This window comes from Rhizobium sp. 05L429, from assembly GCF_056397645.1.
Genome location: NZ_JBFTNV010000014.1, coordinates 1 through 26,990, shown reverse-complemented (window position 1 = coordinate 26,990; position 26,990 = coordinate 1). Strand labels below are relative to the sequence as shown.

23 protein-coding genes, 1 pseudogene and 1 riboswitch are annotated in these 26,990 nt (G+C 61.4%); of the genes and pseudogenes, 11 read left to right on the top strand and 13 right to left on the bottom strand.

Annotated features, from left to right (window positions below):
* Window positions 1-36: 36 nt before the first annotated feature.
* Together AC1DNW_RS16480 and AC1DNW_RS16475 are read left to right on the top strand one after the other, a co-directional pair.
* Entirely contained in the window at window positions 37-402 is a 366-nt protein-coding gene (locus AC1DNW_RS16480; protein WP_113311130.1) for a nuclear transport factor 2 family protein, read from the top strand.
* Window positions 402-1,196, top strand: a complete 795-nt coding sequence (locus AC1DNW_RS16475) for a helix-turn-helix transcriptional regulator (protein ID WP_113299365.1) — start codon at window positions 402-404, stop codon at window positions 1,194-1,196. Before AC1DNW_RS16480 ends, AC1DNW_RS16475 begins: the two co-directional genes overlap by 1 nt.
* A gap of 3 nt (window positions 1,197-1,199) precedes the next feature.
* On the opposite strand, the gene cobO is transcribed toward AC1DNW_RS16475, so the two are convergent.
* Genes cobO through cobU form a run of 4 tightly spaced genes read right to left on the bottom strand, consistent with a single transcriptional unit; the run spans window position 1,200 to window position 7,478 of the window.
* The gene (cobO, locus tag AC1DNW_RS16470) at window positions 1,200-1,832 is read right to left on the bottom strand and encodes a cob(I)yrinic acid a,c-diamide adenosyltransferase (protein WP_113311131.1); all 633 of its coding nucleotides are present in this window, start codon (window positions 1,830-1,832) and stop codon (window positions 1,200-1,202) included.
* The gene (cobN, locus tag AC1DNW_RS16465) at window positions 1,829-5,908 is read right to left on the bottom strand and encodes a cobaltochelatase subunit CobN (RefSeq protein ID WP_477853633.1); all 4,080 of its coding nucleotides are present in this window, start codon (window positions 5,906-5,908) and stop codon (window positions 1,829-1,831) included. Before cobN ends, cobO begins: the two co-directional genes overlap by 4 nt.
* Before the next feature lie 9 nt (window positions 5,909-5,917).
* The gene (gene cobW, locus AC1DNW_RS16460; RefSeq protein ID WP_113311132.1) at window positions 5,918-6,964 is read right to left on the bottom strand and encodes a cobalamin biosynthesis protein CobW; all 1,047 of its coding nucleotides are present in this window, start codon (window positions 6,962-6,964) and stop codon (window positions 5,918-5,920) included.
* Between the two features lie 4 nt (window positions 6,965-6,968).
* Window positions 6,969-7,478, bottom strand: coding sequence for a bifunctional adenosylcobinamide kinase/adenosylcobinamide-phosphate guanylyltransferase (gene cobU, locus AC1DNW_RS16455; RefSeq protein WP_113311179.1), 510 nt, complete (start codon window positions 7,476-7,478; stop codon window positions 6,969-6,971).
* A 455-nt stretch (window positions 7,479-7,933) separates the two neighbouring features.
* A riboswitch (cobalamin riboswitch) is annotated at window positions 7,934-8,082 on the bottom strand.
* 207 nt (window positions 8,083-8,289) lie between these two features.
* Here cobU and AC1DNW_RS16450 point away from each other — a divergent pair.
* Complete coding sequence (locus AC1DNW_RS16450; protein ID WP_113311180.1) at window positions 8,290-10,080, top strand: chloride channel protein; 1,791 nt, start codon at window positions 8,290-8,292, stop codon at window positions 10,078-10,080.
* A gap of 75 nt (window positions 10,081-10,155) precedes the next feature.
* Here AC1DNW_RS16450 and AC1DNW_RS16445 read toward each other — a convergent pair whose 3' ends face one another.
* Together AC1DNW_RS16445 and AC1DNW_RS16440 are read right to left on the bottom strand one after the other, a co-directional pair.
* On the bottom strand, window positions 10,156-11,223 hold the full coding sequence (locus tag AC1DNW_RS16445; protein ID WP_477853631.1) for an adenylate/guanylate cyclase domain-containing protein: 1,068 nt from the start codon (window positions 11,221-11,223) through the stop codon (window positions 10,156-10,158).
* Window positions 11,224-11,459: 236 nt separating this feature from the next.
* Window positions 11,460-11,759 carry a DUF1330 domain-containing protein gene (locus tag AC1DNW_RS16440; RefSeq protein ID WP_113296735.1) on the bottom strand — a complete coding sequence of 100 codons (300 nt, stop codon included), beginning with the start codon at window positions 11,757-11,759 and terminating at the stop codon, window positions 11,460-11,462.
* Between the two features lie 104 nt (window positions 11,760-11,863).
* On the opposite strand from AC1DNW_RS16440, the gene AC1DNW_RS16435 reads away from it, so the two are divergent.
* Window positions 11,864-12,367, top strand: coding sequence for a MarR family winged helix-turn-helix transcriptional regulator (locus AC1DNW_RS16435; RefSeq protein ID WP_113311133.1), 504 nt, complete (start codon window positions 11,864-11,866; stop codon window positions 12,365-12,367).
* A gap of 34 nt (window positions 12,368-12,401) precedes the next feature.
* On the opposite strand, the gene AC1DNW_RS16430 is transcribed toward AC1DNW_RS16435, so the two are convergent.
* Entirely contained in the window at window positions 12,402-13,172 is a 771-nt protein-coding gene (locus tag AC1DNW_RS16430; protein WP_113296733.1) for an SDR family oxidoreductase, read from the bottom strand.
* Window positions 13,173-13,278: 106 nt separating this feature from the next.
* On the bottom strand, window positions 13,279-14,733 hold the full coding sequence (locus AC1DNW_RS16425; RefSeq protein WP_477853628.1) for a cobyric acid synthase: 1,455 nt from the start codon (window positions 14,731-14,733) through the stop codon (window positions 13,279-13,281).
* Window positions 14,734-15,339: 606 nt separating this feature from the next.
* Between AC1DNW_RS16425 and AC1DNW_RS16420 the strand changes: the two are divergent.
* A pseudogene (locus tag AC1DNW_RS16420) lies at window positions 15,340-15,674 on the top strand (glycine betaine ABC transporter substrate-binding protein); the annotation flags it as partial.
* A gap of 32 nt (window positions 15,675-15,706) precedes the next feature.
* Window positions 15,707-16,057, top strand: coding sequence for a hypothetical protein (locus tag AC1DNW_RS16415; RefSeq protein WP_113296731.1), 351 nt, complete (start codon window positions 15,707-15,709; stop codon window positions 16,055-16,057).
* Between the two features lie 6 nt (window positions 16,058-16,063).
* Here AC1DNW_RS16415 and AC1DNW_RS16410 read toward each other — a convergent pair whose 3' ends face one another.
* The 3 genes from AC1DNW_RS16410 to AC1DNW_RS16400 form a co-directional block, all read right to left on the bottom strand.
* Window positions 16,064-16,219 (bottom strand): entericidin domain-containing protein, encoded by a 156-nt coding sequence (locus AC1DNW_RS16410; protein WP_113296730.1) that lies wholly within the window; start codon window positions 16,217-16,219, stop codon window positions 16,064-16,066.
* 95 nt (window positions 16,220-16,314) lie between these two features.
* Window positions 16,315-17,256, bottom strand: a complete 942-nt coding sequence (locus AC1DNW_RS16405; protein ID WP_477853627.1) for a LysR family transcriptional regulator — start codon at window positions 17,254-17,256, stop codon at window positions 16,315-16,317.
* A 51-nt stretch (window positions 17,257-17,307) separates the two neighbouring features.
* Window positions 17,308-18,714 (bottom strand): peptidoglycan L,D-endopeptidase MepK, encoded by a 1,407-nt coding sequence (locus tag AC1DNW_RS16400; RefSeq protein WP_113311135.1) that lies wholly within the window; start codon window positions 18,712-18,714, stop codon window positions 17,308-17,310.
* A 289-nt stretch (window positions 18,715-19,003) separates the two neighbouring features.
* Here AC1DNW_RS16400 and AC1DNW_RS16395 point away from each other — a divergent pair, with 289 nt between their 5' ends.
* From AC1DNW_RS16395 to AC1DNW_RS16375, 5 genes are all read left to right on the top strand, one after another.
* Window positions 19,004-20,308 carry a hemolysin family protein gene (locus AC1DNW_RS16395; protein ID WP_113296727.1) on the top strand — a complete coding sequence of 435 codons (1,305 nt, stop codon included), beginning with the start codon at window positions 19,004-19,006 and terminating at the stop codon, window positions 20,306-20,308.
* Between the two features lie 134 nt (window positions 20,309-20,442).
* Window positions 20,443-22,344 (top strand): potassium transporter Kup, encoded by a 1,902-nt coding sequence (locus AC1DNW_RS16390; protein WP_113311136.1) that lies wholly within the window; start codon window positions 20,443-20,445, stop codon window positions 22,342-22,344.
* A 219-nt stretch (window positions 22,345-22,563) separates the two neighbouring features.
* The gene (locus tag AC1DNW_RS16385; protein WP_477853625.1) at window positions 22,564-22,728 is read left to right on the top strand and encodes a hypothetical protein; all 165 of its coding nucleotides are present in this window, start codon (window positions 22,564-22,566) and stop codon (window positions 22,726-22,728) included.
* 119 nt (window positions 22,729-22,847) lie between these two features.
* On the top strand, window positions 22,848-23,051 hold the full coding sequence (locus tag AC1DNW_RS16380) for a hypothetical protein (protein ID WP_113311137.1): 204 nt from the start codon (window positions 22,848-22,850) through the stop codon (window positions 23,049-23,051).
* A 300-nt stretch (window positions 23,052-23,351) separates the two neighbouring features.
* Window positions 23,352-24,374, top strand: coding sequence for a GlxA family transcriptional regulator (locus AC1DNW_RS16375; protein WP_477853623.1), 1,023 nt, complete (start codon window positions 23,352-23,354; stop codon window positions 24,372-24,374).
* 118 nt (window positions 24,375-24,492) lie between these two features.
* Here AC1DNW_RS16375 and AC1DNW_RS16370 read toward each other — a convergent pair whose 3' ends face one another.
* Together AC1DNW_RS16370 and AC1DNW_RS16365 are read right to left on the bottom strand one after the other, a co-directional pair.
* On the bottom strand, window positions 24,493-25,824 hold the full coding sequence (locus tag AC1DNW_RS16370) for a diguanylate cyclase (protein WP_113296723.1): 1,332 nt from the start codon (window positions 25,822-25,824) through the stop codon (window positions 24,493-24,495).
* 205 nt (window positions 25,825-26,029) lie between these two features.
* Window positions 26,030-26,860 carry a response regulator gene (locus tag AC1DNW_RS16365; protein ID WP_113311138.1) on the bottom strand — a complete coding sequence of 277 codons (831 nt, stop codon included), beginning with the start codon at window positions 26,858-26,860 and terminating at the stop codon, window positions 26,030-26,032.
* Window positions 26,861-26,990 lie beyond the last annotated feature (130 nt).

Genomic DNA, 26,990 nt, shown 5'->3' with positions numbered 1-26,990 from the left:
CCTGGAATTGATGGGCGATCAAAAGGAGATGACCCGATGAACGACGCAAACACCAACACCGAGCGCTACCTTGCCATCTGGAACGAGACGGATGCCGCCCGCCGCCGCGCTCTCATAGCCGAGAGCTGGAGCGAAGCCGCCACCTATATCGATCCGCTGATGCGCGGCGAAGGCCATGAGCAGATCAACTCGCTGGTCGAGGCCGTACAGAGCCGCTTTCCCGGCTTCCGCTTCGAACTGATCGGCGTGGCCGATGGTTATGGCGACAACCTGCGCTTCTCCTGGGGCCTCGGCCCTGAAAATGGCGAAGCGCTGATCAAGGGCACGGATTTTGCCGAACTCGAAGACGGCAGGCTGAAATCCGTCCGCGGCTTCATCGACCAATTGCCGGAAGCCGCCTGATGACACCGACCGCCCGCTCCCTTGGAGATCACCTGCGCGAATGGCGCCAGCGCCGCCGCATGAGCCAGCTGGATCTCGCGCTGGAAGCCGATATCTCCCAACGGCATCTGAGCTTCATCGAAAGCGGGCGCTCGACCCCGAGCCGCGAAATGCTGCTGCATCTTGCCGAGCGGCTCGACGTACCCCTGCGTGACCGGAACCCGCTGCTGCTGGCAGCGGGTTTCGCCCCCGTCTTTGCCGAACGCAGACTGGACGATCCGGCCTTAGAACCGGCGCGACGCGCCATCGACAGAGTGCTGAAAGGCCACGAGCCCTTCCCGGCACTTGCCATCGATCGCCACTGGACACTGGTGGCCGCCAACGCCGCCATTGCACCGTTGCTCGAAGCCGTTGCCGATCCATCTTTGCTGGAAACGCCGGTCAACGTTTTGCGTCTCAGCCTGCATCCGCAGGGGCTCGCACCTGGTATCGCCAATCTCTCGGAATGGCGCGCCCATCTCCTCGACCGGCTGCGGCAGCAGATATCGGTCTCGGGCGACCCGGTGCTGGAAAAGCTGTTTAAGGAGCTGCTGTCCTATCCGGCGCCCAAAGATGCGAGCGGGACTCACACCGATCTTGCCGGCATTGCCGTTCCCCTGCAGCTTTCAACAAAGGCCGGCCTGCTCTCGTTCATCTCGACGACAACCGTCTTCGGAACGCCTGTCGATATCACCCTGTCGGAACTCGCGATAGAAACGCTCTTTCCGGCCGACGAGGAAACGGCCGCGATCCTGCGCGGCCATCTCGCTAATTAGGAATCAGAATTCCACGCCCGGCTGCCCCTTGATGCCGGAGCGGAAGGGATGCTTGACGAGCTCCATCTCGGTGACGAGATCGGCGATCTCGATCAGCTCGTCCTTCGCGTTGCGGCCAGTCAGCACGACATGGGTCATGTGGGGCTTTTCGTTCCTAAGGAACTCGACCACCTCGTTGATATCGAGATAGTCGTAGCGCAGCGCGATGTTGATTTCGTCGAGCAGCACCATGGAATTGCGCTCGTCACGGATCAGTTCCTTGGCCTTTTCCCAGGCAGCACCCGCCGCCGCGACATCCCGCGCCCTATCCTGCGTTTCCCAGGTAAACCCCTCGCCCATCGTGTGAAACTGGCAGATATCGGAGAAATGCTTCTCGATCAGATCGCGCTCRCCCGTCCACATCGCGCCCTTGATGAACTGCACGACGGCAGACGGCTTGCCGTGGGCGATATGGCGGAAGATCATGCCGAAGGCAGAAGACGATTTGCCCTTGCCCTTGCCGGTGTGGACGATGATCAGGCCCTTCTCATCCGTCTTCTTTGCCATGATCTTGTCGCGGGCGGCCTTCTTCTTCGCCATCTTCTCGGCGTGGCGGGCATCGTCCTTTTCGGCTGTTTCTACTGGCTCATCACTCATGGCTGGCTGCCTGCTCTTTTCTTGGTTTCGTTGATTTCAGTGAGGTTGAATTGCGCCGAGTTGCTGCGCGGCGTCCAGAGCTTGCGCTCGATCGCCTCCATGAGCCGCTCCTTCATTTCGGAAAGCGCGGCGGGGTTCTTCTCGGCCATGAAATCGCGCACATTGGGGTCGGCGACATAGGCCTGGTAGACCGCCTCGAAATGATGGTTGCCGACAGCACCGGTCGTCGCCGCAAAGGCAAAGAGATAATCGACCGTGGCGGCAATCTCGAAAGCGCCCTTGTAGCCGTGGCGCATGACGCCATCGATCCATTTCGGATTGACGACACGACCGCGCACCACCCGCCCGATCTCCTCTTCGAGGGAGCGGATAACAGGCTTTTCCGGCCGCGAATGATCGTTGTGGTAGATCGCCGGCCGCGCACCGCCGAGCGCTTCCGCCGCCGCCGCCATGCCGCCTTCGAACTGGTAATAGTCGTCGCTGTCGAGCAGGTCATGCTCGCGATTGTCCTGGTTCTGGACGACGGCCTGAATGGAGCGCAGCCGTTCCTCGAACACCCCGCGCTCGGCCTGCCCCTCCTCGCCCGCGCCATAGGCATAGCTGCCCCAGACGAGGTAGGCTTCGGCAAGATCGGCCCGCCGCTCCCAGCCCTTCTCGTCGATCAGCGCCTGCAGGCCCGCACCATAGGCGCCGGGCTTCGAGCCGAAGATGCGATAGCCGGCCCGCTTTGCCGCGGCCTTCTCATCGAGCCCGGCAGCGGTCAGCCGCGCCGCCTCGCCGCGCATGCGCTCGGCAATCGGGTTATCTGCGGCATCCTCCTCGAGCGCGCCGACGGCTCGGATCGCCTTGTCGAAGAGCGCGATCTGCTCCGGGAATGCATCGCGGAAAAAGCCCGATATACGCAGCGTCACATCCACCCGCGGCCGCCGCAACATGGCGGGCGGAATGATCTCGTAGCCGGTGACCCGCCGCGAGGCCATGTCCCACACGGGCTTGACGCCGATCAGGGCCAGCGCCTGGGCAATATCGTCGCCACCAGTGCGCATGTTCGACGTGCCCCAGGCCGTCAGCCCGAAGGAGACGGGCCATTCGCCGTGATCCTGTACGTAACGGCGGATCAGCAATTCTGCGGATTTCTTGCCGAGCTCATAGGCTGCCGGCGTCGGCACCGCGCGGCTGTCGACGGAGTAGAAATTCCGCCCCGTCGGCAGGACGTCAGGCCGCCCGCGTGTCGGCGCTCCGGACGGGCCGGGTGGGACGAAACGGCCGTCGAGGCCGCGCAGGAGGGCGTCGATCTCGGCGGGGCCGCAGGCGAGGATGGATGGTTTGAGGCGGGCCTCGATCTCGTCGAGTACGCATCTGGTTTGAGGCCAGAGAATTGGGCATTCCATTTCGCCGGAAACGAACTTGGCGGCAAGCATYTCAATCCGTTCGACGGTGTCGCCGTTTGTGCGCCAGGGAGCGTCGGTAATATCGGCGAGGATTGGTGGACGTGGACCAGTCCAAAGCGCTGCCATATCGCAATCGAGAGGATCGAAGGAACGCTGAAGCGCGCGGCTCCCCTTCTCCCCAGCGGGGAGAAGGTGGCCCGAAGGGTCGGATGAGGGGGCCGCAGAGTCGGCTTCGCCTATGCTCAGCCGCTCGCTCCTACCGTCGCTCACCCCCTCATCTGTCCTGACGGACATCTTCTCCCCGCTGGGGAGAAGCGGGAAACTCAACCCAGCATCCCCGGCAATCGCGCGCTGCAAACTCGCATCCTCACCCTCACCCAGCCCACGCGGCACCCGCGCCAGCGCCACGGTGAGATCCGTCAGCAGCCGCCCCTCGGGCGACAATCCAAACACATGCAGTCCGTCACGGATCTGCATTTCCTTGAGATCGCAGAGATAGGCATCGAGCTTCTTCAGCGCCTCGCCTTCGCTCTCACCCTTGGCAATCCCCGCATCACGATCAAGCCCGATATCCGCAACAAGCTCGAGGATCTGGCGGGATAGCAGCCGGATGCGCCTGGGATCGCCGCCCGACGCCTCGTAATATTCATCGACCAGCGCCTCCAGATCCTTCAGCGGCCCGTAGCTTTCGGCCCGCGTCAGCGGCGGCGTCAGATGGTCGATGATGACGGCAGCCGTGCGGCGCTTGGCCTGCGTGCCCTCGCCGGGATCGTTGACGATGAAGGGATAGAGATGCGGCAGCGGCCCGAGGATCGCTTCGGGATAGCAGGTCTCCGACAGCGCCAGAGACTTGCCCGGCAGCCATTCCAGATTGCCGTGCTTGCCCATGTGAATGACGGCCTGCGCGCCGAATTCTTCGCGCAGGAAAGCGTAGAAAGCGAGATAGCCGTGCGGCGGCACGAGATCGGGCGAGTGATAGCTTTCCTTCGGATCGATATTATAGCCGCGCGCCGGCTGGATACCGATCAGCAAGTCGCCGAACCGCGCAAAAGGCAGGGCGAAAGCGCCATCGCGGACATAGGGATCGCTCTCCGGCAAACCCCAGCGCGCGCTGACTTCATCCTGAATCTGAGCGGGAAGAGATTCCAGGAAATCATTGTATCGACTCAGGGAAATCGTTTCGCGCACGACCTTGCCATCGAAGCCGGAATTGGTCGGCCCCTGCATCAGATGCCGTATCAACGCATCGCCATCATCAGGAATATCGGCGACCGGATAACCGGCCTTCTTCATCGTCCGCATGACTTCGATCGTGCCGGCTGGCGTATCCAGGCCGACGCCATTGCCGAGCCGTCCGTCGCGGTTCGGATAATTCGCCATGACGAGCGCGACCCGCCGTCCCTCCACAGGCATCTGCCGCAGCCGCGCCCAGTTCGCCGCAAGCGCAGCGACATAGCGCATGCGCCCGGCATCCGGCTCGCTGGAAACGATATTGGCCTCGACCGCAGCATCGTAGCGCGCCGCCGATTTGAAAGAGACGGCGCGCGACAGCACCCGGCCGTCCACTTCCGGCAGCGCGACATTCATGCCGAGATCACGCGCCGACAAGCCTTGCGAGGAAGCGGCCCAGGCTTCCCGCGACGAAGCGGAAAAGATCGCCTGCAGCACGATGGCGTCATTGGCCTCCAGCACTGTCGGCTGGCGATCGGCGCCGGGTGCGGAGACGGCAAAGCCGGTCGTGTTGATGACGACATCGGGCTTGAGGTCGGCGAAGATAGATTCAAGTATGCCTTTGGAGATGGGATCCTTGAGGCTGTAGGCGAAGACCGGCAGCGGGCGCAGGCCCTGTGCCTGCAAGGCTTCGATGAGTGCTTCGACAGGGCGGGTTTCGCCGCTTTGAACGAGGGCGCGGTAGAATGCGATGGCGACAGTCGGCACCGACCGTCCCTTCTCCCCATCGKGGAGAAGGTGGCCCGAAGGGTCGGATGAGGGGGCCACCCCACAAACCTCGCCATCGTACTCCCGCTGCTCGCTTCCTCCGTCGCTCGCCTCCCTCATCTGCCCTGTCGGGCATCTTTTCCCCGCTGGGGAGAAGGCAGAACCTGCTACCGCCTTCCACTCCTCAATCCCGACAAGCCCCCGCCCCGGCCACCAGATCCCCGCCTTCATCAGCGGCGCAGCCKGCGCCGGCTTCTCCGCCCCAGACAGCATCGCCGCCGCATAGGCCAGAAAGCCTCGCGCATTGGCATCACCACCCTCGATCAGATACCCCCAGAGCGCATTGAGATCATCGAGCGCCACATTCGAAAACGGCGTCAGCCCCGCATCCGGCCGCGCATCCCCCGGCAGCACCGCAATCAGCGCCCCGTTGCGGGCGGCAACCGCATGCAACGCCTCCAGCGCATAATGGAAATAGCTCGCCCCACCCAGCGCCCGCACGATGATCAGCTTCGCATGCCGCGCCGTGCGCTCGATATAGGTATCGACCGACATCGGATGCTTCAGGCTCATCAGGCTCGCAAGCCTCAGCGAATGCCCCGTCACTCCGCCGCCATGAGCCGCGGCGATTGCCGCAAGCTCGGTGTCGGCGGCAGAGAGGAACAGGATATCGCCCGGCGACTGGCCGAGGTCGATGGCCTCGTCCCCGTCGCTGATCGTTCCCTGTTGAGCCAGAAGCAGATGCATCGAAACTCCTTAGACCAGCGCCACGATCGCCTTGCGCACCGCGTCCTGATCCATCTCGTGCAGGCCGATGACGACGAGGCGCGTGCTGCGTGCTTCGCCCGGCGCCCAGGCGCGGTCGAAATACTGGTCGATGCGGGCACCCACGGCCTGCAGCTGCAAGCGCATCGGCTTGCCGGAGACATCGATGAAGCCCTTGAGGCGCAGCACGTCATGCTCGGCGATAATGCGCTTCAGCTTCTCGACGAAACCTGATGTATCGGCGATAGCGCCGAGCTCGACGACGAAACTGTCGAATTCGTCGTGATCGTGCGGCGTACCGTCCTCATGCTCCAGCTCGTGATGGGACTTGCGGTTGACGATATCGTCTTCCGTGCCGATGCCGAGGCCGAGCAGCACGCTTGCCGGCACGTCGCCATTTTTCGCTTCGATCATCACAGGCTTGCGGGCGATGCGCGAGGCGACTTCTCTTTTCACACGGCTAAGGCCGTCAGCGTCGATCAGATCGGTCTTGTTGAGCACGATGAGGTCGGCGCAGGTCAGCTGATCCTCGAAGAGCTCCTCGATCGGGCTTTCATGATCGAGCGATTCATCCTCGACGCGGCGTGCATCGACGGCATCATGGTCATCGGCAAACCGCCCGGCGGCGACGGCCGCGCTATCGACCACGGTGATGACGCCGTCAACGGTGACTTCGCTGCGAATATCCGGCCAGTTGAAAGCGGCTACCAGCGGCTGCGGCAAAGCAAGACCCGAGGTTTCGATGACGATATGATCAGGGCGCTGCTCGCGCTCCAGAAGCTTCGTCATGGTCGGAATGAAATCGTCGGCCACCGTGCAGCAGATGCAGCCATTGGTGAGTTCAATGATATCGTCCTCGGTGCAGTTCTCCGCCCCGCAGCCCTTCAGCACATCACCATCGACGCCGAGATCGCCGAACTCGTTGATGATGAGCGCAATCTTCTTGCCGCCGGCATTGGTGAGCAGGTTGCGGATCATGGTCGTCTTGCCGGCGCCGAGGAAGCCGGTGATTACGGTTGCGGGGATTTTCTGCTGCATGGAACTAACCCTTCATTTTCAGCGGCAGTCCTGCCGCGATAAAATAGACATCCGCGGCTTCTGCCGCGATCATTTGGTGCAGCCGGCCGGCATGGTCGCGGAACTCCCGCGCCATGCGATTCTCGGGCACGATACCGAGACCGACTTCATTGGAAACGATGACGAGCCGCGCCTTTGCCGTAGGAAGCCAGGTGGCAAGGGCGGCGGACTGGGCGGCGATATCGCGCTCGTCCATCATCAGGTTGGTGAGCCACAGTGTCAGGCAGTCGACGAGAACAGCCCTGCCCTCGCCGTCGATGGCGGCAAGGCGTTCGGTCAGATCCAGCGGCTCCTCATGCGTGGTCCAGGAAGGGCCGCGGTCGGCCTTGTGCTGGTCGATGCGCGCCCGCATTTCGTCGTCCCAGGCGCGGCCGGTGGCGATGTAGTGGCGGTCGAGGCCGCTGGCTGTCACGAGGTTTTCGGCAAAGCGGGATTTGCCGGAGCGGGCACCGCCGAGGATGAAGGTGGCGGTCATGCTCGGACGACCCTCGCAGAAAGCGCCGAACACAAGCAAAGCGTCAAATGACAGGAGTACCCTGCGGCCCCCTCATCCGACCCTTCGGGCCACCTTCTCCCCGCGGGGGAGAAGGGGAAACCCCACCGCACCACCAGAGGCAGCGCTGAATCATATCCTTCAGCCAAGACAACCTCCGTGCTGGCAGCGGGTGAATACCCAGAATGGGCATTATGCCCGGCACGGATGGCAGGTCTCCTGGCTCGCAGTTGTCGGCGGCGACCGGGGCGACCGTTTACGGTCGCCCCTGATCGTGCCAGCGGATCTGCCTCGCCTTCCCGGCTGCATCTCGTGAAAAGGCGGACGATTCGTAGAATTGGAGGCGTCCTGCCCCGGCTGATCACGATGCATTTCCAGTGGCTTTTCCGGCACCTGTCCCGCCTTGCCCGCCTGCACCACGCAGGCTGCCGACGCAGCAGTCGAAATGCCGGATGGAAGACCCTGACTGCTCTACAGTCGCGGGGTCGGCTGTGATGAAAGCGCCCGGTTTGGGTCCGCCCCGTCACATTCCCTTTTCATCCGGAAGGCGTAACGCCGATCCGGAACCATCCATTATGTCTATTCATGGTTAGGCCCCCGCCCCCGCCATGTCAATTGGCGCACTGGGTGCATACAGCCCTCATCTCGACTTAGACTACAGATATTATCGTCTTTAATCAAAGGCTTACGTCACAAAAACTTTACGGCCCGGCCGGTATTTCGCCGCAATTGCCGCTCATGCGGATGGCGGCCCCGCCCTTGACCTGCACTCCTGCTGCCTAGTTTCCCCATGATGCTCTCCCGAATGGATATCCGCCGCCTCGGCCCTCTTGGCACAGTCCTCGATCCGGGACGCATGCGCGCGCTCGTCCGACATAGCGAAATGGGCATGGTCTTTGCCGGCGCGCTCGTCGGTATCGCCTCGGGGCTTGCGGTCACCGCCATGAGCTACGTCTCGGAGGAGATGCACAGGCTGATCTTCGGCATCGACGGCACGACGAGGCTCAGCGCCTCGCAGATCGACAACAAGTTCCTGCTGATGGCCGCCCCGGTTGCCGGCGGCATGCTGCTCGGCCTGCTCATCTTCATTCTCGCCAGATGGCGCAAGAAGCCGATGGTCGACCCGATCGAGGCGAATGCGCTGCATGGCGGCCGCCTGTCGCTGACGGACAGCATCCTCGTCGCCATCCAGAATCTTGTCTCCAATGGTTTCGGCGCATCTGTGGGGCTGGAAGCGGGCTATACGCAGCTTGCCGCCGGCATCGCCTCGAAATTCGGGCTGAAGCTGCAGTTGCGCCGCTCCGACATGCGCGTCCTCGTCGGCTGCGGTGCGGCGGGCGCTATCGCTGCCGCCTTCAACGCGCCGCTGACGGGCGCCTTCTATGCCTTCGAGCTCATCATCGGCACCTACACGATCGTCTCTCTGACGCCTGTCGTCGTCGCCGCTCTTGTCGCTACGCTGGTCGCCCGTCTGCTCTCCGGCAGCGATTTCATCATCGATGTCGGCAGCTTCGGCGCGGTCGCCCCGGCCGATTACGTTCCGGCGCTGCTGCTTGGCGCGGTCTGCGCCGGCGTCGGCATCCTCATCATGCAGGGCGTATCCTTCGTCGAGGAGCTGGCGCGCAAAAGCTCCATCGCACTGCCCTTCCGCCCGGCGCTCGGCGGCATCGTCGTCGGCCTCCTGGCGCTGGTCTCGCCGCAGGTGCTGGCCGCCGGCCACGGCGCGCTGCATCTGAACCTCGCCCATGAGATCACCATCCCGGCACTCATCGGCCTGTTTCTGCTGAAATCGGTGGCCTCAGCCGTCTCGATCGGCTCCGGTTTCAGGGGCGGCCTGTTCTTCGCCTCGCTTTTCATGGGTGCGCTGCTTGGCAAGCTCTTCGCCTACTCGGCTCCTTATTTCGCCGATGCAAGCCTGACGCCGGTTATCTATGCCGTCGTCGGCATGAGTTCGCTGGCCGTCGCCGTCATCGGCGGGCCGTTGACCATGACCTTCCTGGCGCTGGAGATCACCGGCGACTTTCCGATCACCGCTTTGGTGCTCGCCGCCGTCATCACCTCCTCGCTCGTGGTGCGCACGACCTTCGGCTATTCCTTCGCCACATGGCGCTTTCATCTGCGCGGCGAAAGCATCCGCAGTGCCCATGATGTCGGCTGGATCCGCAACCTGACCGTCGACAAGCTGATGCGATCGGACGTGAAGACGGCAAAACCCGGAATAACGCTGGACGAATTCAAGCAGGCCTTCCCGATCGGCTCGACGCAGCGCGTCATCCTCGTGGAAGAAGGTGACAAATATGCTGGCCTCGTGCTGGTACCGGAAATCTACGCCAACCCCACCAGCGCGCAGGACGAAGCCCAGCAGCTGACCGATTTTATCCGGTATAAAAACGACTTCCTGCAGCCGCAGATGAACGCCAAACAGGCGGCTGCGATCTTCGACAAGACCGAAAGCGAAGCGCTTGCCGTCGTCAACAACCTCATCGAGCGCAAGGTAATCGGCCAGCTCAGCGAAAGCCACACGCTGCGCCGCTACAGCGAAGAACTCGACCGCCGCCGTCGTGAGGTCTCAGGCGAGATCTGAGGCATTTGCCGCTGAAGTCAGAAACACGCCGCCATTAGAGCTACGCATCAAACTTTCTGAAAATCGATTCCGATTTCAGGCCACTGCCGTAGTAGGTACCGCGAGCTTGAACACGTCCGCCCTCCTCGAAACGCCGCGCAATTCGAACGATCCCAGATGTTCGCAGGCGACACCGCAGGCGGCCGCGAAGCTTTCCGACATCAGAAGGGGCTGGCCGAGTTCGCCGCAGAGTTTCTCGAGCCGCGAGGCCTCGTTGACGGCCCTGCCGATCACGGTGAAATCAAGCCTGCCGCGAGCGCCGACATTTCCGTAAAACACCTCGCCGAGATGCAGGACGACGTCGACGCCGATATCAGGCCCGCCCTCGCGCATCCGCCGACGATTGAGCGCCTCGTTTGCCTCCAGAACATTTCGGGTCGAGGCGAGCGCAGCCATGCAGGCCTTCTCGGGATCCTCGCCGTCTTCACCGCCTGTCGGAAAGATCGCCAATACGCTGTCGCCCATGAACTTGAGGATCTCGCCGGAATTTTCCTCGACATGGCGGCCGATCAGCTCGAAATGCTCGTTCAGAAACCCGGCGATCTCACCGGGTTGATAGACTTCGGTCAACGCCGTGAAGTTTCTGAGGTCAGCAAGCAGGATCGCGGCATTGATGGCGCCTCCCGTTCCCCTCTGGACCTCGCCCGCAAGGATGCGCGCACTCGTCTTAGCGCCTGTATAGACAGCAAGGATGTCCGAGGCGGTTCTCGATGCCGCGATGCGGTAGCAGGCAAGCCCCAGTGCCGGGAAAAGCTTTGCGATGATCGTCAGCTGATCGTTGGAAAATCCGCCCGGCCTGTCGCTTGTCAGGGACAGGCTGACCCCGCGCAACGCGGCCTCCTTCGGAAACTCCAGCAGGCTGACCAGATGATCCGTACCGCCGCCAAGCGCGAATTCTGCAAGCTGCGGATAGTCGTCGACACCCTCCCCCTTGGCAAGGATCCAGCGCCCCAACGTTTCGCCTCGGCCCAACAGATAATAGATCGGCGTCTTCTCGAAGCTCAGCTGCGCCGCGCTGCCATATTCGGCCCTCTCGATGGTGGTCGCGCCGCCCCGCACGAAATTGGCCGAGATGCCGGCATACATGGGATGAATGGATGGCATCGCGATACTGCCTCGCCAGATGGGAAAGCCATCCGCGATCAGCCGATCGCACAAACCGGCAATGAGCTCACCGATATGTTCGCTCCTGATTCCCTCGTCTATAAGCCACTGAATATGATCGTTAATTTCGGAACCTCCACATGGGCCGGTGCAATTCTATAGTCGGAAATAGGGCGAATGGGCGGCAATGCCGAACCGGGCTGCGACCTCAGGCAATGGCTGCGAGGCCAATGTTTCTAACCATCCATCCCGGCAACGATAACCGCGGGGCAGGCGAAGAGAGAACGATACCTGGCGACACCTTCATTTGCCTGCCTCGCCTCCTCATACCATTCCCGGGCAATGGAGGCGGTGCGGAATTCGATGATCAGAAGCCTGTTCATCTGCCGGTTTCCCTGGACCGGTTGGACCCTGCCGCCCGGAGACCGGACACGGCCTCCATGGAACGTCATATCCGCCGATATGCATGCAAGATAATCATCGATCGCCTGATCTTTGATATCGGGATGGATTTCGAGAATGAAATAGGCGCTCATGGATCGCTGCCTGTAACAAGGGCCGAACAGCCATGCGAGAGTATCGACATGACGCTGACGATTCCTTAGAATATCGAAACAATTAGTTCGGAGATCTAAACGTTTTGCCGAAAAAGTCAACTGACCGCCTCGCGCGCTACATTCCGACGGTCCAGCTGTTTTCGGCCCGGCTCGGGCTGTTCCACCAGAAGGTGGCCGAGCAGGTGGGCTTGACCAGCACCGAATTCAAGTGCTTCCGGCTGTTGGAAAAACTCGGACCGCTGTCGATGACGGCCCTGTCGCGCGAGGTCGGATTGAAGATCGGGACGGTCAGCGGGCTGATCGACAAGCTGGAGGCGACCGGCTTTGTCGTCAGGCAACGGGACGAGACCGACAAACGCCGCCTTGTCCTGGTTGCCTGTCCCGAGGCCTCGGCACGCGCCACCCGGCTCTACGAGGAGCAGAGCGAGCCGGTCTCCGCGATCCTGGACTCCTACAGCGAGCCGGAATTCAACCTGCTGCTGACCTTCCTCACCGATCTCGGCAATATCTTCGCCCGGACCTCTCCGCCGTCGCTGAAAGAACCGCATCCCGAGCAGGCCTCCACCCACTCCGGTGAGAAGCCATGAAAAACGCCGCAGGAATGAAGGCAGGCATCTCCGCTCACATCCTGACCGTCATGCCGCCGTCGACGGTGAGCACGTGGCCGTTGACGAAGGAAGCGGCACCGCTTGCAAGAAACAGCGCCGCGCCGGCGATCTCGTCTGGGCGGCCCCAGCGCTGGACCGGGATGCGCTGGCGCACGAAGGGCATCAATTCCTCGTTTGCAGCCATCGCCGCATTCGTCTCTGTGGCGAACCAGCCGGGCGCAATCGCGTTGCTGGTGATGCCATGCGGGCCGAATTCGACCGCCATGGCGCGCATCAGGCCGGTCAGGCCCTGCTTGGCCGCCGGATAGACGCAGTCGCCGGGCATTACGACATGGCCGCTGATCGAGGTCACCGCGATCAGGCGGCCGTAATTGCGCCGTTTCATCAGCACGGTTGCGTCCCGCGAAAGCGTTATCGCGGCGGCCAGATCGGTGCGCAGCAGCTCGATGATGGCATCGTCGTCGAATTCGGCCAGCGGGCGCCTGTCGCGGGCGCCGACATTGTTGATCAGGATATCGAGACGGCCATGGGTCTTTTCGATGTCGGCCATCAGCCCGCGCTGGGCCTCTCGGTCGGCGATGTCGAACGCGGCGGCCTGCGCCGTGCCACCAGCGGCRCGGATGATCCTTACGGCATCTTCCAGCGTCGCCGCCGTGCGACCGGTGACGATGACGTGCGCACCGGCCTCGGCAAGTGCGCGTGCCATCTCGAAGCCCAGGCCGCGGCCGCCACCGGTCACGAGCGCCACCTGGCCCGCCAGCGAGAATCCATCCAGTATGCTCATAATCTTTATCGCTCTCGACTGGGTGCGTTGCAGCGACAATTAATGGACTCAGTCAACTAATTTGGCAAGAGCTGAGCGTCTTCGCTGAACGCAGGCCATATCCGACCTAGCCGAGCAGCCCTGCAAGCCAGTGCGGGTGGAGATGTTGCTCCAAGCCACCTGCGACCTCGTCGAGCGCACGGTCGACGCTCTCGCGATAATTACCGCCTTCACCTGAGAGGCCAAAGCTTTGAAGCAGCCGGGTGCGGTAGGCGTCGCTGCCGAAGAGGCCATGCAGATAGGTGCCCATGATCCGGCCGTCGGCCGAAACCGCACCATCGGCCAATCCTTCCACGATCGCCGCCGGGCGGGCACAATCCTCCCCTCGCGTGATGCCGAGATGAATCTGATAGCCTGACAGCGGCACGTCATATTCCGCCGAATGGGCAGAGCTGTTGCGCACAGTCTTCTCCGGCGCCATCTCCGTCTCGACATCGAGCAGGCCGAGCCCTTCGATTTCTGTCGTCGCTCCCTCGATGCCGAGCGGATCACGTACAGTGCGGCCGAGCATCTGATAGCCACCGCAAATGCCGATCACCCGGCCGCCGCGCCTGACATGGGCGGCAAGGTCGCGGTCCCATCCCTGGGCCTGGAGATCGGCGAGATCCGATATCGTCGATTTCGAACCGGGAAGGATGACGAGCCCCGCATCATCGGGCAGCCGCTCGCCTGCCCGCACGAAGACAAGCTCGACATCGGGCTCGGCCCGAAGCGGATCGAGATCGTCGAAATTGGCAATGCGCGGCAGCACCGGCACGGCAATCTTCAGCGCGCCCGCCGCCCCTTTCGCCAGCCGCTCCAGCACGACGGAATCCTCGGCCGGCAGTCGCCCCGCCGCCTTCAGCCAGGGCACGACGCCGAAGCACGGCCAACCGGTAAAACCTTCGATAGAGCGGATACCGTCGTCAAACAGCGAAACGTCGCCGCGAAACTTGTTGATGATGTAACCCGAGATCATCCTGCGATCTTCCTCGCTGAGGATCGCATGGGTGCCGACGAGCGAGGCGATCACCCCGCCGCGGTCGATATCGCCGACGAGGACAACAGGCACATTCGCCCGCGTCGCAAAGCCCATATTGGCAATATCGCCGGCCCTGAGATTGATTTCGGCCGGCGAACCCGCACCCTCGACGATGACGAGGTCCGCACCCTCGGACACCTTGCCGAAACTCTCCAGCACAGAGGCCAGAAGCTGCGGCTTCAGCCGCTGATAATCGCGCCCCTTCGCCTGCCCGAACACCCTGCCCTGCACGATGATCTGGCTGCCATTCTCGGACTGCGGTTTCAAGAGCACCGGGTTCATATGCACGGAGGATGGCGTGCGTGCTGCGAGCGATTGCAGCCATTGCGCCCGGCCGATCTCGCCGCCGTCGTCGGAAACTGCCGCATTGTTAGAMATGTTTTGCGGCTTGAACGGCCGCACCTTCAGCCCGCGATTGGCCGCCAGCCGGCAAAGCCCCGCCACCAGCACCGTCTTGCCGACATCCGAGCCGGTTCCCTGCAGCATGATGGCTCTGGTCATAACTCTATCCGTGAACGCTTCCAGGCAGGCCTACAATGCCGGCGGGCGGACGGTCAACCGAGGCCYGAAAATGCGAAAACCGCGATCGAGCCATGAAGCCCAATGCGGTTTGCCGTAAACGCTKGCGTCTTCACCCTTACACGATGAAGCTCGCTTTTCCCGGGACGCAGTACCTGATCCGGAAAAGCAGCGGTTGTCCCCGCCACGCATCAACAGATAACGGCACATTCTTACCGGATGGTTATTGAAGGCCCGCCCAGAGGCAAAATTCGACTTTTTTTGAACTTTTCCGAATTTTTCTCATCCGGAACCGCTTCAGCCCTGGCCGTGAGCGTGCATTCCCGCTGATCGAATCCAGGTGGAACATTCATGAGCGCAGCCATAAGTCCTTCGGATTCAATAATTTAGTTACAGATGGAACCCGAAAGACGGATGATTTCTTGAAGCAGATCCGTAGCTTTGCTTACCATGAGCCATCGATAGAAATGGCCGGCGACGAGCCACCGGAAACCAGACGAACGGCGCCGCAAACAGGAGAGGCCGGAGAACCGTGATCTCCGCCGGGCGATTGGCACCTGAAACGGCGGAGAGATTTGTCGGCTAATTATGAAGCTCCTGGATTTCAGCGTGACGCATGATCCGGCCGAATGGAATGCCTGCACCTCGGTTCGGGGCTGCGCCAATCCCAGGATGAACGCCTATCCGGTGTCGCAGGCCTTCACGCTGATGACCCGGTCATTCGCTGACCGCGCCGGCCCCGTCATGACCTGTCTGAAGGCACGCAGCTGGGATAACGAGACCATCAGCCAGGGCTGGCATGGCAGGATGAAAACGGTGAGGACAACGAAAGTGCGGCCCTCTATTTCCTGCAGAATTATGAGGAACTCTGGAGCCGATGGATTCCGGTCGATGTAGCCGAGGAGGTCAAGGCCAGTCTATAACCTTGCTGACAACAAGGACTGGACGATTCGTCATGACTGGCACGGTGCCCTTCCCCGATCGCGATACCGTCGCGGAAAAACTCGCGGCGCTCTCGGAAACCGATAAATCCTATCTGTCGCTGCTGATGGAAAACCCGGCGCAGGACGATAACCTGCTCGCTGGCCTGTATCGGCATCTCGATGTCGCCTCCGCCTCGCGCCTTCTCAACTCGCTGAAGCTCGAAACTCTCGGCAAGTGGATCGGTGAAGCTGGGCCCGACCGTCTGCAGATCAGGCTCATGGAAGCGGCACGCTCCAGCCAGCACCCTGCCTATGCCGCATTCCGGACCGGGCTGACCCGATCCGGCGGGCTGGAAAAAGCTTATCCGACTTCGAAAATCTGAACCTGTTTATCTCTTCGCTGCGCGATCGACACTGCGGCCGGCATCCTGCGTTGCGTTGACGGCACTTGCCGTATCCCTGCCGACGCCGCGGATCGTATTGGCGCAGGAAGAAAGTGCAAGAAGGACCATAAAGGCGGCTGCGATTTTACCCGTGGTCGTCATGTGCGAAATCCTTTTGTGAAATCAACCCCGAACGGCCAATGCCGTCCGGGCGGGATAACGCATTCGTGAGCGAAAAGTTCACCGGCTAAAAGAAATCAGGCAGCCGCCGCTTTCGACCTTTCGGCGAAGGATGCGCGGATGCTGTCGGCGACCGTTTCGATCGGCCCCGTCATCTGCGATGCGGTGAGCAGCTGGATGTCGAAAGAGCCCAATTCCGGCAGCCCTTCCTGGATGCCGAGGATTGCCATATCCTCGCTGACATAGGAGAGTGGCAGCGGCGCGATGGCGAGATCGGAGACCACGGCGGCGCGCTGCGCCATGGTGTGGGCGCTGAGATAGGCGACGCGATAAGGCCGCTTGTTGCGCTCCAGCTGGGAGATCGCTTCCTGCCGCCAGATGCAGCCGTCTTCCCAGATCGAGATCGGCAGCGGATCGCGCCGATGCGCCGAACCGCACTTGGCGCCCGCCCAGACGAGCCGTTCGCGATAGACGACCTCACCATTGGTCGGGAAAGGCCGCGTGGCGCAGTTGATGAGAGCGAGATCGAGGCGTTGCTCCTCCATCCGCTTCTTCAGGCCTATGCTCATGTCGATCGTCACGTCGACCATGATACCCGGATAGATCTGTGCAAAACTCTTCAGTATCTGCGGCAGCAGCCGCTCGCCGATATCCTCGGGCGCGCCGAGCCGCACCACGCCGCTGAGCTCAGGCATGATGAAGCGCGATACTGCCTCGTTGGAGAGCGCCAGGATGTTGCGTGCATAGGACAGCAGCATTTCGCCATGCTGCGTCAGCGTCACCGAGCGCGCATCGCGGCGAAACAGCGTGACACCAAGCTGTTCCTCGAGCTTCTTGATCTGCATGGAAACGGCCGACGGCGTGCGGAAGACGGTTTCGGCGGCAGTCGAAAAATTACCGGTCTCTGCAATGGCTACGAAGGTGCGCAGCACATCATTGTCGAGCAGCGGAATGGGACGGCGAAACGGGATTGTCATCCTCACATCTTTCAATTTTTCTGAATGATGAGGCATTATCATTGCATTTGATTGAAAGTCAATCCGACCCCAAGGGATCGGATCGATGACACTTTAGCCCTCAGTACCGAAACGGTTGGTCTTGAAACTCTTTCCCGCCGCACCTGAAGCAACCGTCCTGCCCCCGCCGACAGCCTTCGGATAGGTATTGCCGACCATAGCAGGCGCCGTAAGTCCGACCGACGCTTCTGGCGACCGCACTGCCCAGGCAATCAGCGCTCGTGCGGACATYTCCCCGACGCCACCCGAGACATGCTCCGACGCGGAAACCGGCAACACGGCGATCTGCTCAGCCGTCGGTGCGGGATGAGTCAACCGGTCGGCGATATCTGAGGTATTGGCGGGCTTGCGACCGACAACGAAGCGCGTGAAATCGGCCGGGGCCGGCTGGACGGATGCCAGCGCAGCGGCAACCGCGGGTACAGGTGCGGGCGTTTCGCTCTCCACGGCCTCGATTTCAACAGGCCGCAGCACTGGCAGCGGAACAGTAAGCGAGGCAAGATCGGCAAAGGCCCGGTCGGCAACTGCCTTGTCCTCGGGCTTGGCAAGCTGCGGCGCCAGTCCGATCTCGGCCCGCTTCTGCGGCGTCGGCAGCATGGCGGTGACAAGGCTTCCGGTCACGACGGGATCAGGTGCCTTCGCAGGTGCTGGTGCGCGTGCGGTCAGCAGGGTCGGTGCCGCTGGCTTTGGCGTTACAGGCGCATCGTCCTCCTCATCCTCGCTTGCGGCAATCTCGATCGGCGCGGAGCGGATACCCTTCTTGCGGTCGGCAAGCGCCACCTGATAGCCCGGAAGCGGCCGACCGTCCGCCGGCAGGTGGATCGTGCGTCCGTCGGGGAAAAGCCGCGCCAGCTCCTGGCGCGACATGCGCGGCCAGGCGCGCACATTGCCGACATCGAGATGCACGAAGGGGGAACCCGATGTCGGGTAATAGCCCACACCGCCGACTTGCATCTGCATGGCAAGCCCGCGCAGCGTCGTGAGCTTGACGCCGGGAATATAGAAATCCATCGCCTTGCCGAGCATGTGCTGGCTGCGCTTGGCGACACCGGTATTGCGCGAGCGGTTGCGCAGCATGTTGTTGGTGGCAGGCGAGCGGTAGGCCGAGACGACGTGGATTGCCTCCTTCGCCCCGCTCTTGCGATAGACCTCCCAGACGAGATCGAGCAGCCGCGGATCCATCCTGGCCGGTTCATTGCGCCGCCAGTCGCGCAGGAAGCGGTTGATCTGGTTGAGGCCGCGCTGGTCGAACTTGCCGTTGCGCTTGAAGACGATCGTCGCACGCTCGCCCGTATGCGTGAAGTAGAGCTTCAGCGCCCTGTCCTCTGCCGCTGCCTCGCTCGATCCGGCAATGACAGCAAAAACGAAGGCCGCAACGATCGCCACGCGATAGGCGACGACAGACAGAAACCACGCAGACGCGGTCGCTGGAATGGCGGCGATGGCTTGATGAAGGGACACAGGCTTCGTCCTTGGTGCGAGACACGAAAACATCACAGGCACCGCATACGCGGCGGCGTTAAGCCTTCATTATGGTCAATAGATCCTTAAGAGGCGGTTTATAAGCAGCGGATTACATGAAGCTCCGTTTCCGGAAGATGCCGTCGTGCGGTTCTCCGGTTGCGCCGGCTGTAGGAAGTCCCGCCACAATTATCTTGCCTGAAGAGCTCGATCTTCGACGGCAACTATCGCAAAGCGAAGCGAGATCGCATAGTTTCGACGGATCGTTGTCATCAAAACAGGCCAAAGTTTGTTTACCGAAATAGCCATCGTCGTCCTTCTCACCATTCTCAACGGCGTCCTTGCCATGTCGGAGCTCGCGATCGTCTCCGCCCGCCCGGCACGCCTCAGGGTTATGGCAGACCAGGGAAGCAGAGGAGCGCGACTGGCCCTGCACCTCGCCGAGGATCCCGGCCGTTTCCTGTCGACGGTTCAGATCGGCATCACCCTCGTCGGCGTCCTGTCAGGTGCCTTCTCGGGCGCCACGCTCGGCGCGCGATTCTCCACCTGGCTTCTGGCGCAGGGGCTTCCCGATGCCTGGGCGGATGGGCTTGGCGTCGGTACGGTCGTCGTGGCGATCACCTATCTCTCCCTCATCATCGGCGAGCTGGTGCCCAAGCAGGTGGCCCTTCGCGCGCCGGAAGCGGTCGCCGCCAGGGTCGCGCCGACGATGACCTACCTGTCGAAGGCCGCATTGCCGCTCGTCTGGCTGCTCGACGGCTCGGGCAAACTCGTTCTCGCCCTGCTCGGCCAGTCGGGAAGGAACAGCGATGGCGTCACCGATGAGGAGATCAAGACGGTTCTCGCGGAAGCCCAGAGCGCCGGCGTGATCGAAATCGGCGAGTCCGCCATGATCACCGGCGTCATGCGTCTTGCCGACAGAACGGCGCGCGCGCTCATGACGCCGCGGCGCGATGTCGAGCTCGTCGATATCGAAGATACCGCCGAGGAGATTCGCAAGACCATTCAGTCGACATCGCGAACGCGACTGCCGGCACGCAAGGGCAGCTCCGACGAGGTTCTCGGCGTTCTCGCCGTCAAGGACTATTACGATGCCCTTGAAGCCAACCGGACGGTMGACATCATGACGCTGGTACGGGATGTTCCGATCATCTCGGATCTCGCTCCCGCCTCCTCGGTGATCGAATCCATCAGGAAGTCGTCGCAGCATATGGTTCTGGTTTTTGACGAATATGGCCACTTCGAAGGTGTCATCACGTCAGGCGACATCCTTGAATCCATCATGGGCGTTTTCGGCGACGCGGCCTCCGGCGAGGAACCGGCGATCAAGCGACGCGACGACGGCTCCTACCTGGTTTCCGGATGGACGCCGATCGACGAGTTTTCGGAATTCATGAATTTCCCTGTTGACGCAGACGTCGAATATCAGACCGTCGCCGGTCTCGTCCTGGAAGAACTGAAGCACCTGCCCGAGCTTGGCGAGACCTTCGTCAAGAACGACTGGAAATTCGAGGTGATCGACCTCGACGGGCGGCGCGTCGACAAGCTTCTCGTCAGCGCGCTGGCGAAGAACGATGCGCGGGCGGAAACATGATCGCCACGATCAGGGCCGCAATGCGAGCGGTCTGACGGCCGCTCACCGCGACTCGACGTGCCATTCTCAGCCTTGCGCCCCATATCCTTCATTCCGAACGACGATCAAGGCCGGACAACAATCAAAGGATCTCCATGTCAGCCACCGCCCACGACGCAGACCGGTCTCATGCAGGCCAACAAAAGTTTGCGGCCCTCCTGCTCGGGGCGGTTGGAGTGGTCTATGGAGATATCGGAACGAGCCCGCTCTATGCCTTCCGCGAAGCGCTACGGCCCTTCGCCCATGACGGCGTCACCCCACAGGAAGTTATCGGCCTGATCTCGCTGATGATCTGGACGCTGACGATCATCGTCACGTTCAAATACGTGCTGTTTCTGCTGAGGGCGGACAATGAGGGCGAAGGCGGGACCCTTTCCCTGCTGGCCCTCCTCATGAAGAAAACCAGCCGGCACGCCACCGTCTTTTTCTTCGCAGGGATCATCGGTGCCGCGCTTTTCATCGGCGACGCGATGATCACGCCTGCGCTCTCCGTGCTGTCGGCGCTCGAAGGGTTGAAGCTCGTCACTCCGGTCTTCACGCCATACATCCTGCCGATCGCCGTCGCGATCATGCTGCTCCTGTTCCTGGTGCAGTCGGTCGGCACGGCCTCCGTGTCAAAACTCTTCGGCCCGATAACGCTCCTGTGGTTCCTCGTGATGGGCCTTGCCGGGCTTGCCCACATCGCCGACGACCCCGCGATCTTCGCAGCACTCAATCCCCTCTACGCCTTCGATTTCATCACCCATGCGGGCCTCATCGGCCTCGTGGTCCTCGGCGCCGTCTTCCTGACCGTAACAGGCGCGGAGGCGCTCTATGCCGATCTAGGGCATTTCGGCAGGAAGCCGATCCAGGTCGCTTGGTTCGCTGTGGTCTTCCCCTCGCTGCTCCTCAACTATCTCGGCCAGGGCGCGCTTGTGCTCGCCAACCCGCAGGCCGCGTCTGATCCGTTCTTCCTGATGTTTCCGGAATGGGCGATCCTTCCCGTGGTCATCCTTGCCACGGCTGCCACGATCATCGCCAGCCAGGCCGTCATCACCGGGGCGTTCTCGCTAGCCCGTCAGGCAATCCATCTCGGTTTCCTGCCGCGGCTGGAGATCTGCTTCACCTCCGCCTCCAATACCGGCCAGATCTATGTACCGGCGGTCAATATGGCGCTGCTGCTTGGCGTGCTTGCCCTGATCTTCGCCTTCGGTTCGTCAGAGGCCCTTGCCACGGCCTACGGAATTTCGGTCACGGGTGCGATGGTCGTCACCACGATCCTGTCCTTCCAGTTTCTCCGCGTCGTCTGGGGATGGAACGTGCTCACGGCGCTCGCCGCACTCCTGCCGCTCCTCCTGCTTGAAAGCATCTTTCTCGGCGCGAACCTCCTGAAGATCCACGACGGCGGCTACGTTCCCGTGCTGATCGCCGGCGCGCTCATGGTGATGATGTGGACCTGGAGGAAGGGAACCAAGCTAGTGCGCCAGAAGTCCGCAAGCAACGACATACCCCTGATGCAATTTCTTGCGTCGATCGAACGAAAATCGGATCACGCTCCCGCTCAGGTCCCCGGCACGGCGATCTTCCTGACCAGCCTTCCCGACATGACGCCCGGCGTGCTCCTGCACAATCTGAAGCACAATCGCGTCCTGCACGCGCGCAACGTCATCCTCAACGTGAAGACCGCGCCGCGGCCCTATGTGTCGGAAACGGATCGGGTGACGATCGAAAAGCTGTCGGAGCGCTTCATCAAGATCCAGCTCCTGTTCGGCTTCATGGAGGACCAGGACGTTTCCAAGGCCCTGCCGCTCTGCCGCAAGGCGGGCTTTGATTTCGAGATCATGTCGACCTCGTTCTATGTCGGCAGGCGCAAGCTCGTCGGGGATCCGAATACCGGTCTTCCGGCCTGGCAGGACCGGCTCTTCATCGCCATGGCGGGCTTCGCCATAGATCCCTCAGATTATTTCCAGCTTCCCAGCAACCGCGTGGTGGAGCTTGGTGAACAGATGGTCATCTGACGGCCTGCACATAGGTCGCCTGCACATCCGCTTACCCCCTTTGCATGTCGCCATCAGGCTTGAAGAGCTGCCGAATGCAGTCCTTCACAGCCATGGGCACGGCCCTACCATCTTTCAATTTCTCTGAACCTAAGAGCCAGTTCATTTCATTTGTTTGAACCAGCCTCAGTACCTATATTTTAGTTGTGACGATGAGGCTGAAGAAAAAGGAGGCCGATCATGTCGCAAATAGCAGGCTTCAACATCCTCCAGGCTTTCTTCGCATTCCGTGCGCGCCTGTTTCGGGTGGCTGCACGTGAAAAGATCAGGCAGGAAATGAAGCAATATCCATCGCACATCGCGGCCGATATATGCGCCCTGCCCGCTCTCGACGAGGAGCGGTGATAGTTCAAAATCGCTTATGGTACTCATAAAATCTATTCGTTTGAATGATGAGTCCCGCAAGCGCATATTTCACTTCAAGGACACGGGAATCCCGGATCCAGCAAGGAAAGGAAACGGCAATGACCTCGTTGACTTACAGGGATGGCGGCAAGGACCTTTCATCCTACAGCAGACATTCTTCGTTCGGTTTCTATGCCGACAAGCTCGTGCGCGCATGGCGCCGGTGGCAGACGGAACGCCAGATCGAATCCATGCCCCTCGACATCCGCAAGGATATCGGCTGGCCGAGCGCCGACGAGACCGGCAAAGACAGAGCTCACTAAAGACAGGGCTCATGAATGCACCATGTAATGAATACGACATACCTCCCAAGCTGAAGGCGGTGTCTGTCCCAACGCAGCACCGCCTTTTTCATCTCCGCCGCCCACCTACTCTCCAGTGAATTTCACAAGACCACAACGCAGCATCGAGGCCATTTTCTCTGCTCGCGCCGCAAATCACTGCTGATGTCGCAGATTTGCTCTTCCTAGCCGCATTTATCCATGCCAGTGTCGCTTTTGGAACATCGGAACGACGCATTCCACGCGACCAATATGCAGTCGCCCTCGAGCATGGATTTTCCAATGAACAAGATGCAGCTCAAGAAACGTTCCGTAGTCTTCTTCATGGTCCCGCAATTCACCATGCTGCCCTTTGCAGCGGCCGTGGATACCCTGCGCATCGCAAACCGCATGCTTGGCTATCAGGCCTATACGTGGCGCCTGAGTTCCGTCGACGGCGAAAAGGTCTATTCCTCCTGCGGCATCGGCGTGGAGGCCAATTCATCGCTCGCCGAAGAGCGCCGCCATCTCGGCGGCGAAAACCGGCCGGGCATGGTGCTCGTCTGTTCCGGCATCGATGTCGAGACTTTCAACCATAAATCCGTCAATGCCTGGCTGCGCGAATCCTACAATCGAGGCGTCGCCGTCGGTTCGCTCTGTACGGGCGCGCATGTGCTTGCCCAGGCAGGTCTCCTGAACGGCAAGCGCTGCGCGATCCACTGGGAAAACCTGCCGGGCTTCTCCGAAGCCTTCCCGCAGGTCGAGGTCTATGCCGACCTCTACGAGATCGACAACAATCTCTACACCTGCGCCGGCGGCACGGCATCGCTGGACATGATGCTGAACCTCGTCGGCGAGGATTTCGGCGAAAGCCTCGTCAACCGTATCTGTGAGCAGCACCTGACCGATCGCGTGCGCAACCCGCATGACCGCCAGCGCCTGCCGCTGCGCGCCCGCCTCGGTGTCCAGAACGCCAAGGTGCTGTCGATCATCGAGCTGATGKAAGGCAATCTCGCCGAACCGCTGTCGCTCCTGGAGATCGCCGAAGGCGCCGGCCTGTCACGCCGCCAGATCGAACGCCTCTTCCGCCAGGAAATGGGCCGCTCCCCAGCCCGCTACTATCTGGAGATCCGCCTCGACCGCGCCCGCCACCTGCTGGTGCAGTCCTCCATGCCGGTCGTCGAAGTCGCCGTCGCCTGCGGTTTCGTCTCCGCCTCGCACTTCTCCAAGTGTTATCGCGAACTCTACCAGCGCTCACCGCAGCAGGAGCGCGCCGATCGCAAGATGACCATGGCGACAGCCCGCCAGCAGGCAGTTGCGGCTTGAGAGAAACGAGATAGGCGGCCGACTGGGCCGCCTTTATCGTTTTGACAAGCCGGCCCGCTTCTCCCGTCATGCTCGGGACGAGCCCGGGGATGACGACGAAGAGAACTGCAAGCGCCCCCTACTGCGCCGCCTCTTCCGTCATCTTGGCATCGGAATAGACCAAATTCCGGCCCTTGTGCTTGGCCATGTAAAGGAACTGGTCTGCCGCGTTCAGATAGTTCTCGAAGGTCTCGTAACCGGTGATCTCGGCGACGCCGATCGACACCGTCACCGCCAGCTCCTCATCGTCGGCCGTCACTCTGAGGCGGGAAATATCCGAGCGGATCTCATCGCAGAGCTTGGTGGCCGCCAGCGAATCCATCAGCGGGAAGAGAATGGCGAATTCCTCGCCGCCGAGGCGCGAGAGAAGATTGTCGCTGCCTTCGAAGATCGTCCGCAGTCTGTCTGCGACAGCCTTCAGCACCTTGTCGCCGATCTCATGGCCATAAGTGTCGTTCAGCCGCTTGAAGTGGTCGATGTCGAGAATGGCGACCGCGCTCGACATTTTCAGCCGCAGGCACTCGTTCACCAGCTTCGGGCCGTTATCGTAGAAATAGCGCCGGTTATAAAGCCCGGTCAGATAATCGCAGGCCGCCGCCGCGCGCAGTTGCTTCATCTGCGTCAGCGTCTCGACATTGTTGGCAATGCGGCACTGCAGCTCTTCGGCGACGAACGGCCGGTAGACGAAGTCGCTGGCCCCGGCCTTCAGGAAACTTGCCGACAGCATGCGGTCGTTCGAGGAGGAAACGCCGATGACGCGCAGCTTGTCAGAGCCGAACCGGTGGCGGATGCGCCGCGTCAGCTCATAGCCGCTCATATCGGGCATATGATGATCGGTGACGACGAGCTCGATATCGCTGTAGGCCTCGAGTGCCGCAATCGCCTCGAGCCCGGAACTGGCTTCGACGACCATATATTGCTGGGCTTTCAGGAGATCGACCAGCACCTGGCGTGCCGATGAAACGTCGTCGACGACAAGCACCCGCGTCTTGCGGTTCATGATCGCCCGGCGCACCGTCGCGACCAGATTGTCGAGCGCGAATTCGTTGTCCTTCAGCACATAGTCAATGACATTCCGCTCGAGGATGCGGGCGCGGGTATTGAGATCGAAGGTCGCGGTAAAGACGATGGCCGGAATATCGTGCTCGATCGTGCAGTCGAGCGCCTCGCCATAGGGTGCGTCAGGCAGGTTCAGGTCGACGACGGCTACGCTGTAGCCTTGGCCGTCCTGCGAGAGCTCTTCGCGCAGCGCCTTCAGCGAGGAACAGCAGACAACACTGAGGTTGAGCTCGGTCTGGAACCGATGGCAGAGCACAGCGGAAAACATCCGGGAATCCTCAACCAGAAGTATGCGAATTCCTCCAAACCGAGGACCTGCATTCTCCCGCTGAAAATCCCCCTGGAATGTCACAGCTACCTATCCCTCCGCACGCCCATGGGGGTCGACTCGCCCCCTCTTGCAGCGTGCGGGACGATAACCGAGGCCTCCCCTCCCGTGAAGGGGAAAACGACGGAAGCTACACCTGCGATTGCAGAAATGTGAGCCTCCGTCATATCTTTCCGGTGTAGACCGATCACGTAGGGGCGTTTGCCCGTACTCGATCTTTGCGGCAGGGTCAGGCAACCGCCCGCTCCTTGCGCATCGACTGGATCTGCAGGAGCGTATCCAGGTTCTGGTTGACGCGGCAGTAGAACTCCTCGTCGATGAACGGACGCAGCATGAAGTCGTTGCCGCCGGCCTTCAGGAACCGTGCCGAAAGCAGCCGGTTGGAAGAGGAGGAAACGCCGATGATGCGCAGCTCATGCGAGCCGATCGAGGCGCGGATGCGGCGCGTCAGCTCGAAGCCATCGATATCGGGCATGTTGTAGTCGGTGACCATAAGGCCGATATCGCGGTTGGCCTTGAGGATCTCCAACGCCTTGGCGCCGCTCTCGGCGGTGCTGACGCGGAAATTATAGCGCTTCAGGCGGCTGGAAAGCAGCGCCCGGGCCGTGGCGCTGTCGTCGACGATCAGCACGTGATGACGGTGGTTCGTCAGGAAGCGGCAGATCGATTCCGCCAGCAGGTCGACGGCAAAGATATTGTCCTTGAGGATGTAGTCGACGATATCCTTGGCGAGCAGCTTGTCGCGCATGCCTTCCTGGAACGTGCCGGTAAAGACGATCGTCGGGATCGACAGATCGACCAGATATTCCAGCGCCTCGCCGTTTTCGGCGCCCGGCAGGTTGATGTTGGAGATCGCGAGCGTAATCGGATCAGAAGATTTGTCGTAGGAAAGCTGCAACTCTTCGAAGCTGCGGCAGATCTCGACATCGATATCGAAGAGCTCCTTCAGGCGCTTTCCGATCATCGACGTGAAGACATTGGAATCTTCAGCGAGGATAATGCGCGCGCCGGCAAACATTTCTCCGGAATATTGCATCCCCGAAATACCTAGAAACGCCATGGCAAACCTTTAAAATGGAAATTGTGTCCCCGAACGAAACGGTTACATGAATTGATTTGAATAATTATTAATTGGGTTGCCATAGCCAGCTATGAAAAAGGCGGCCGATGATGCGGGGCCGATGATGCGG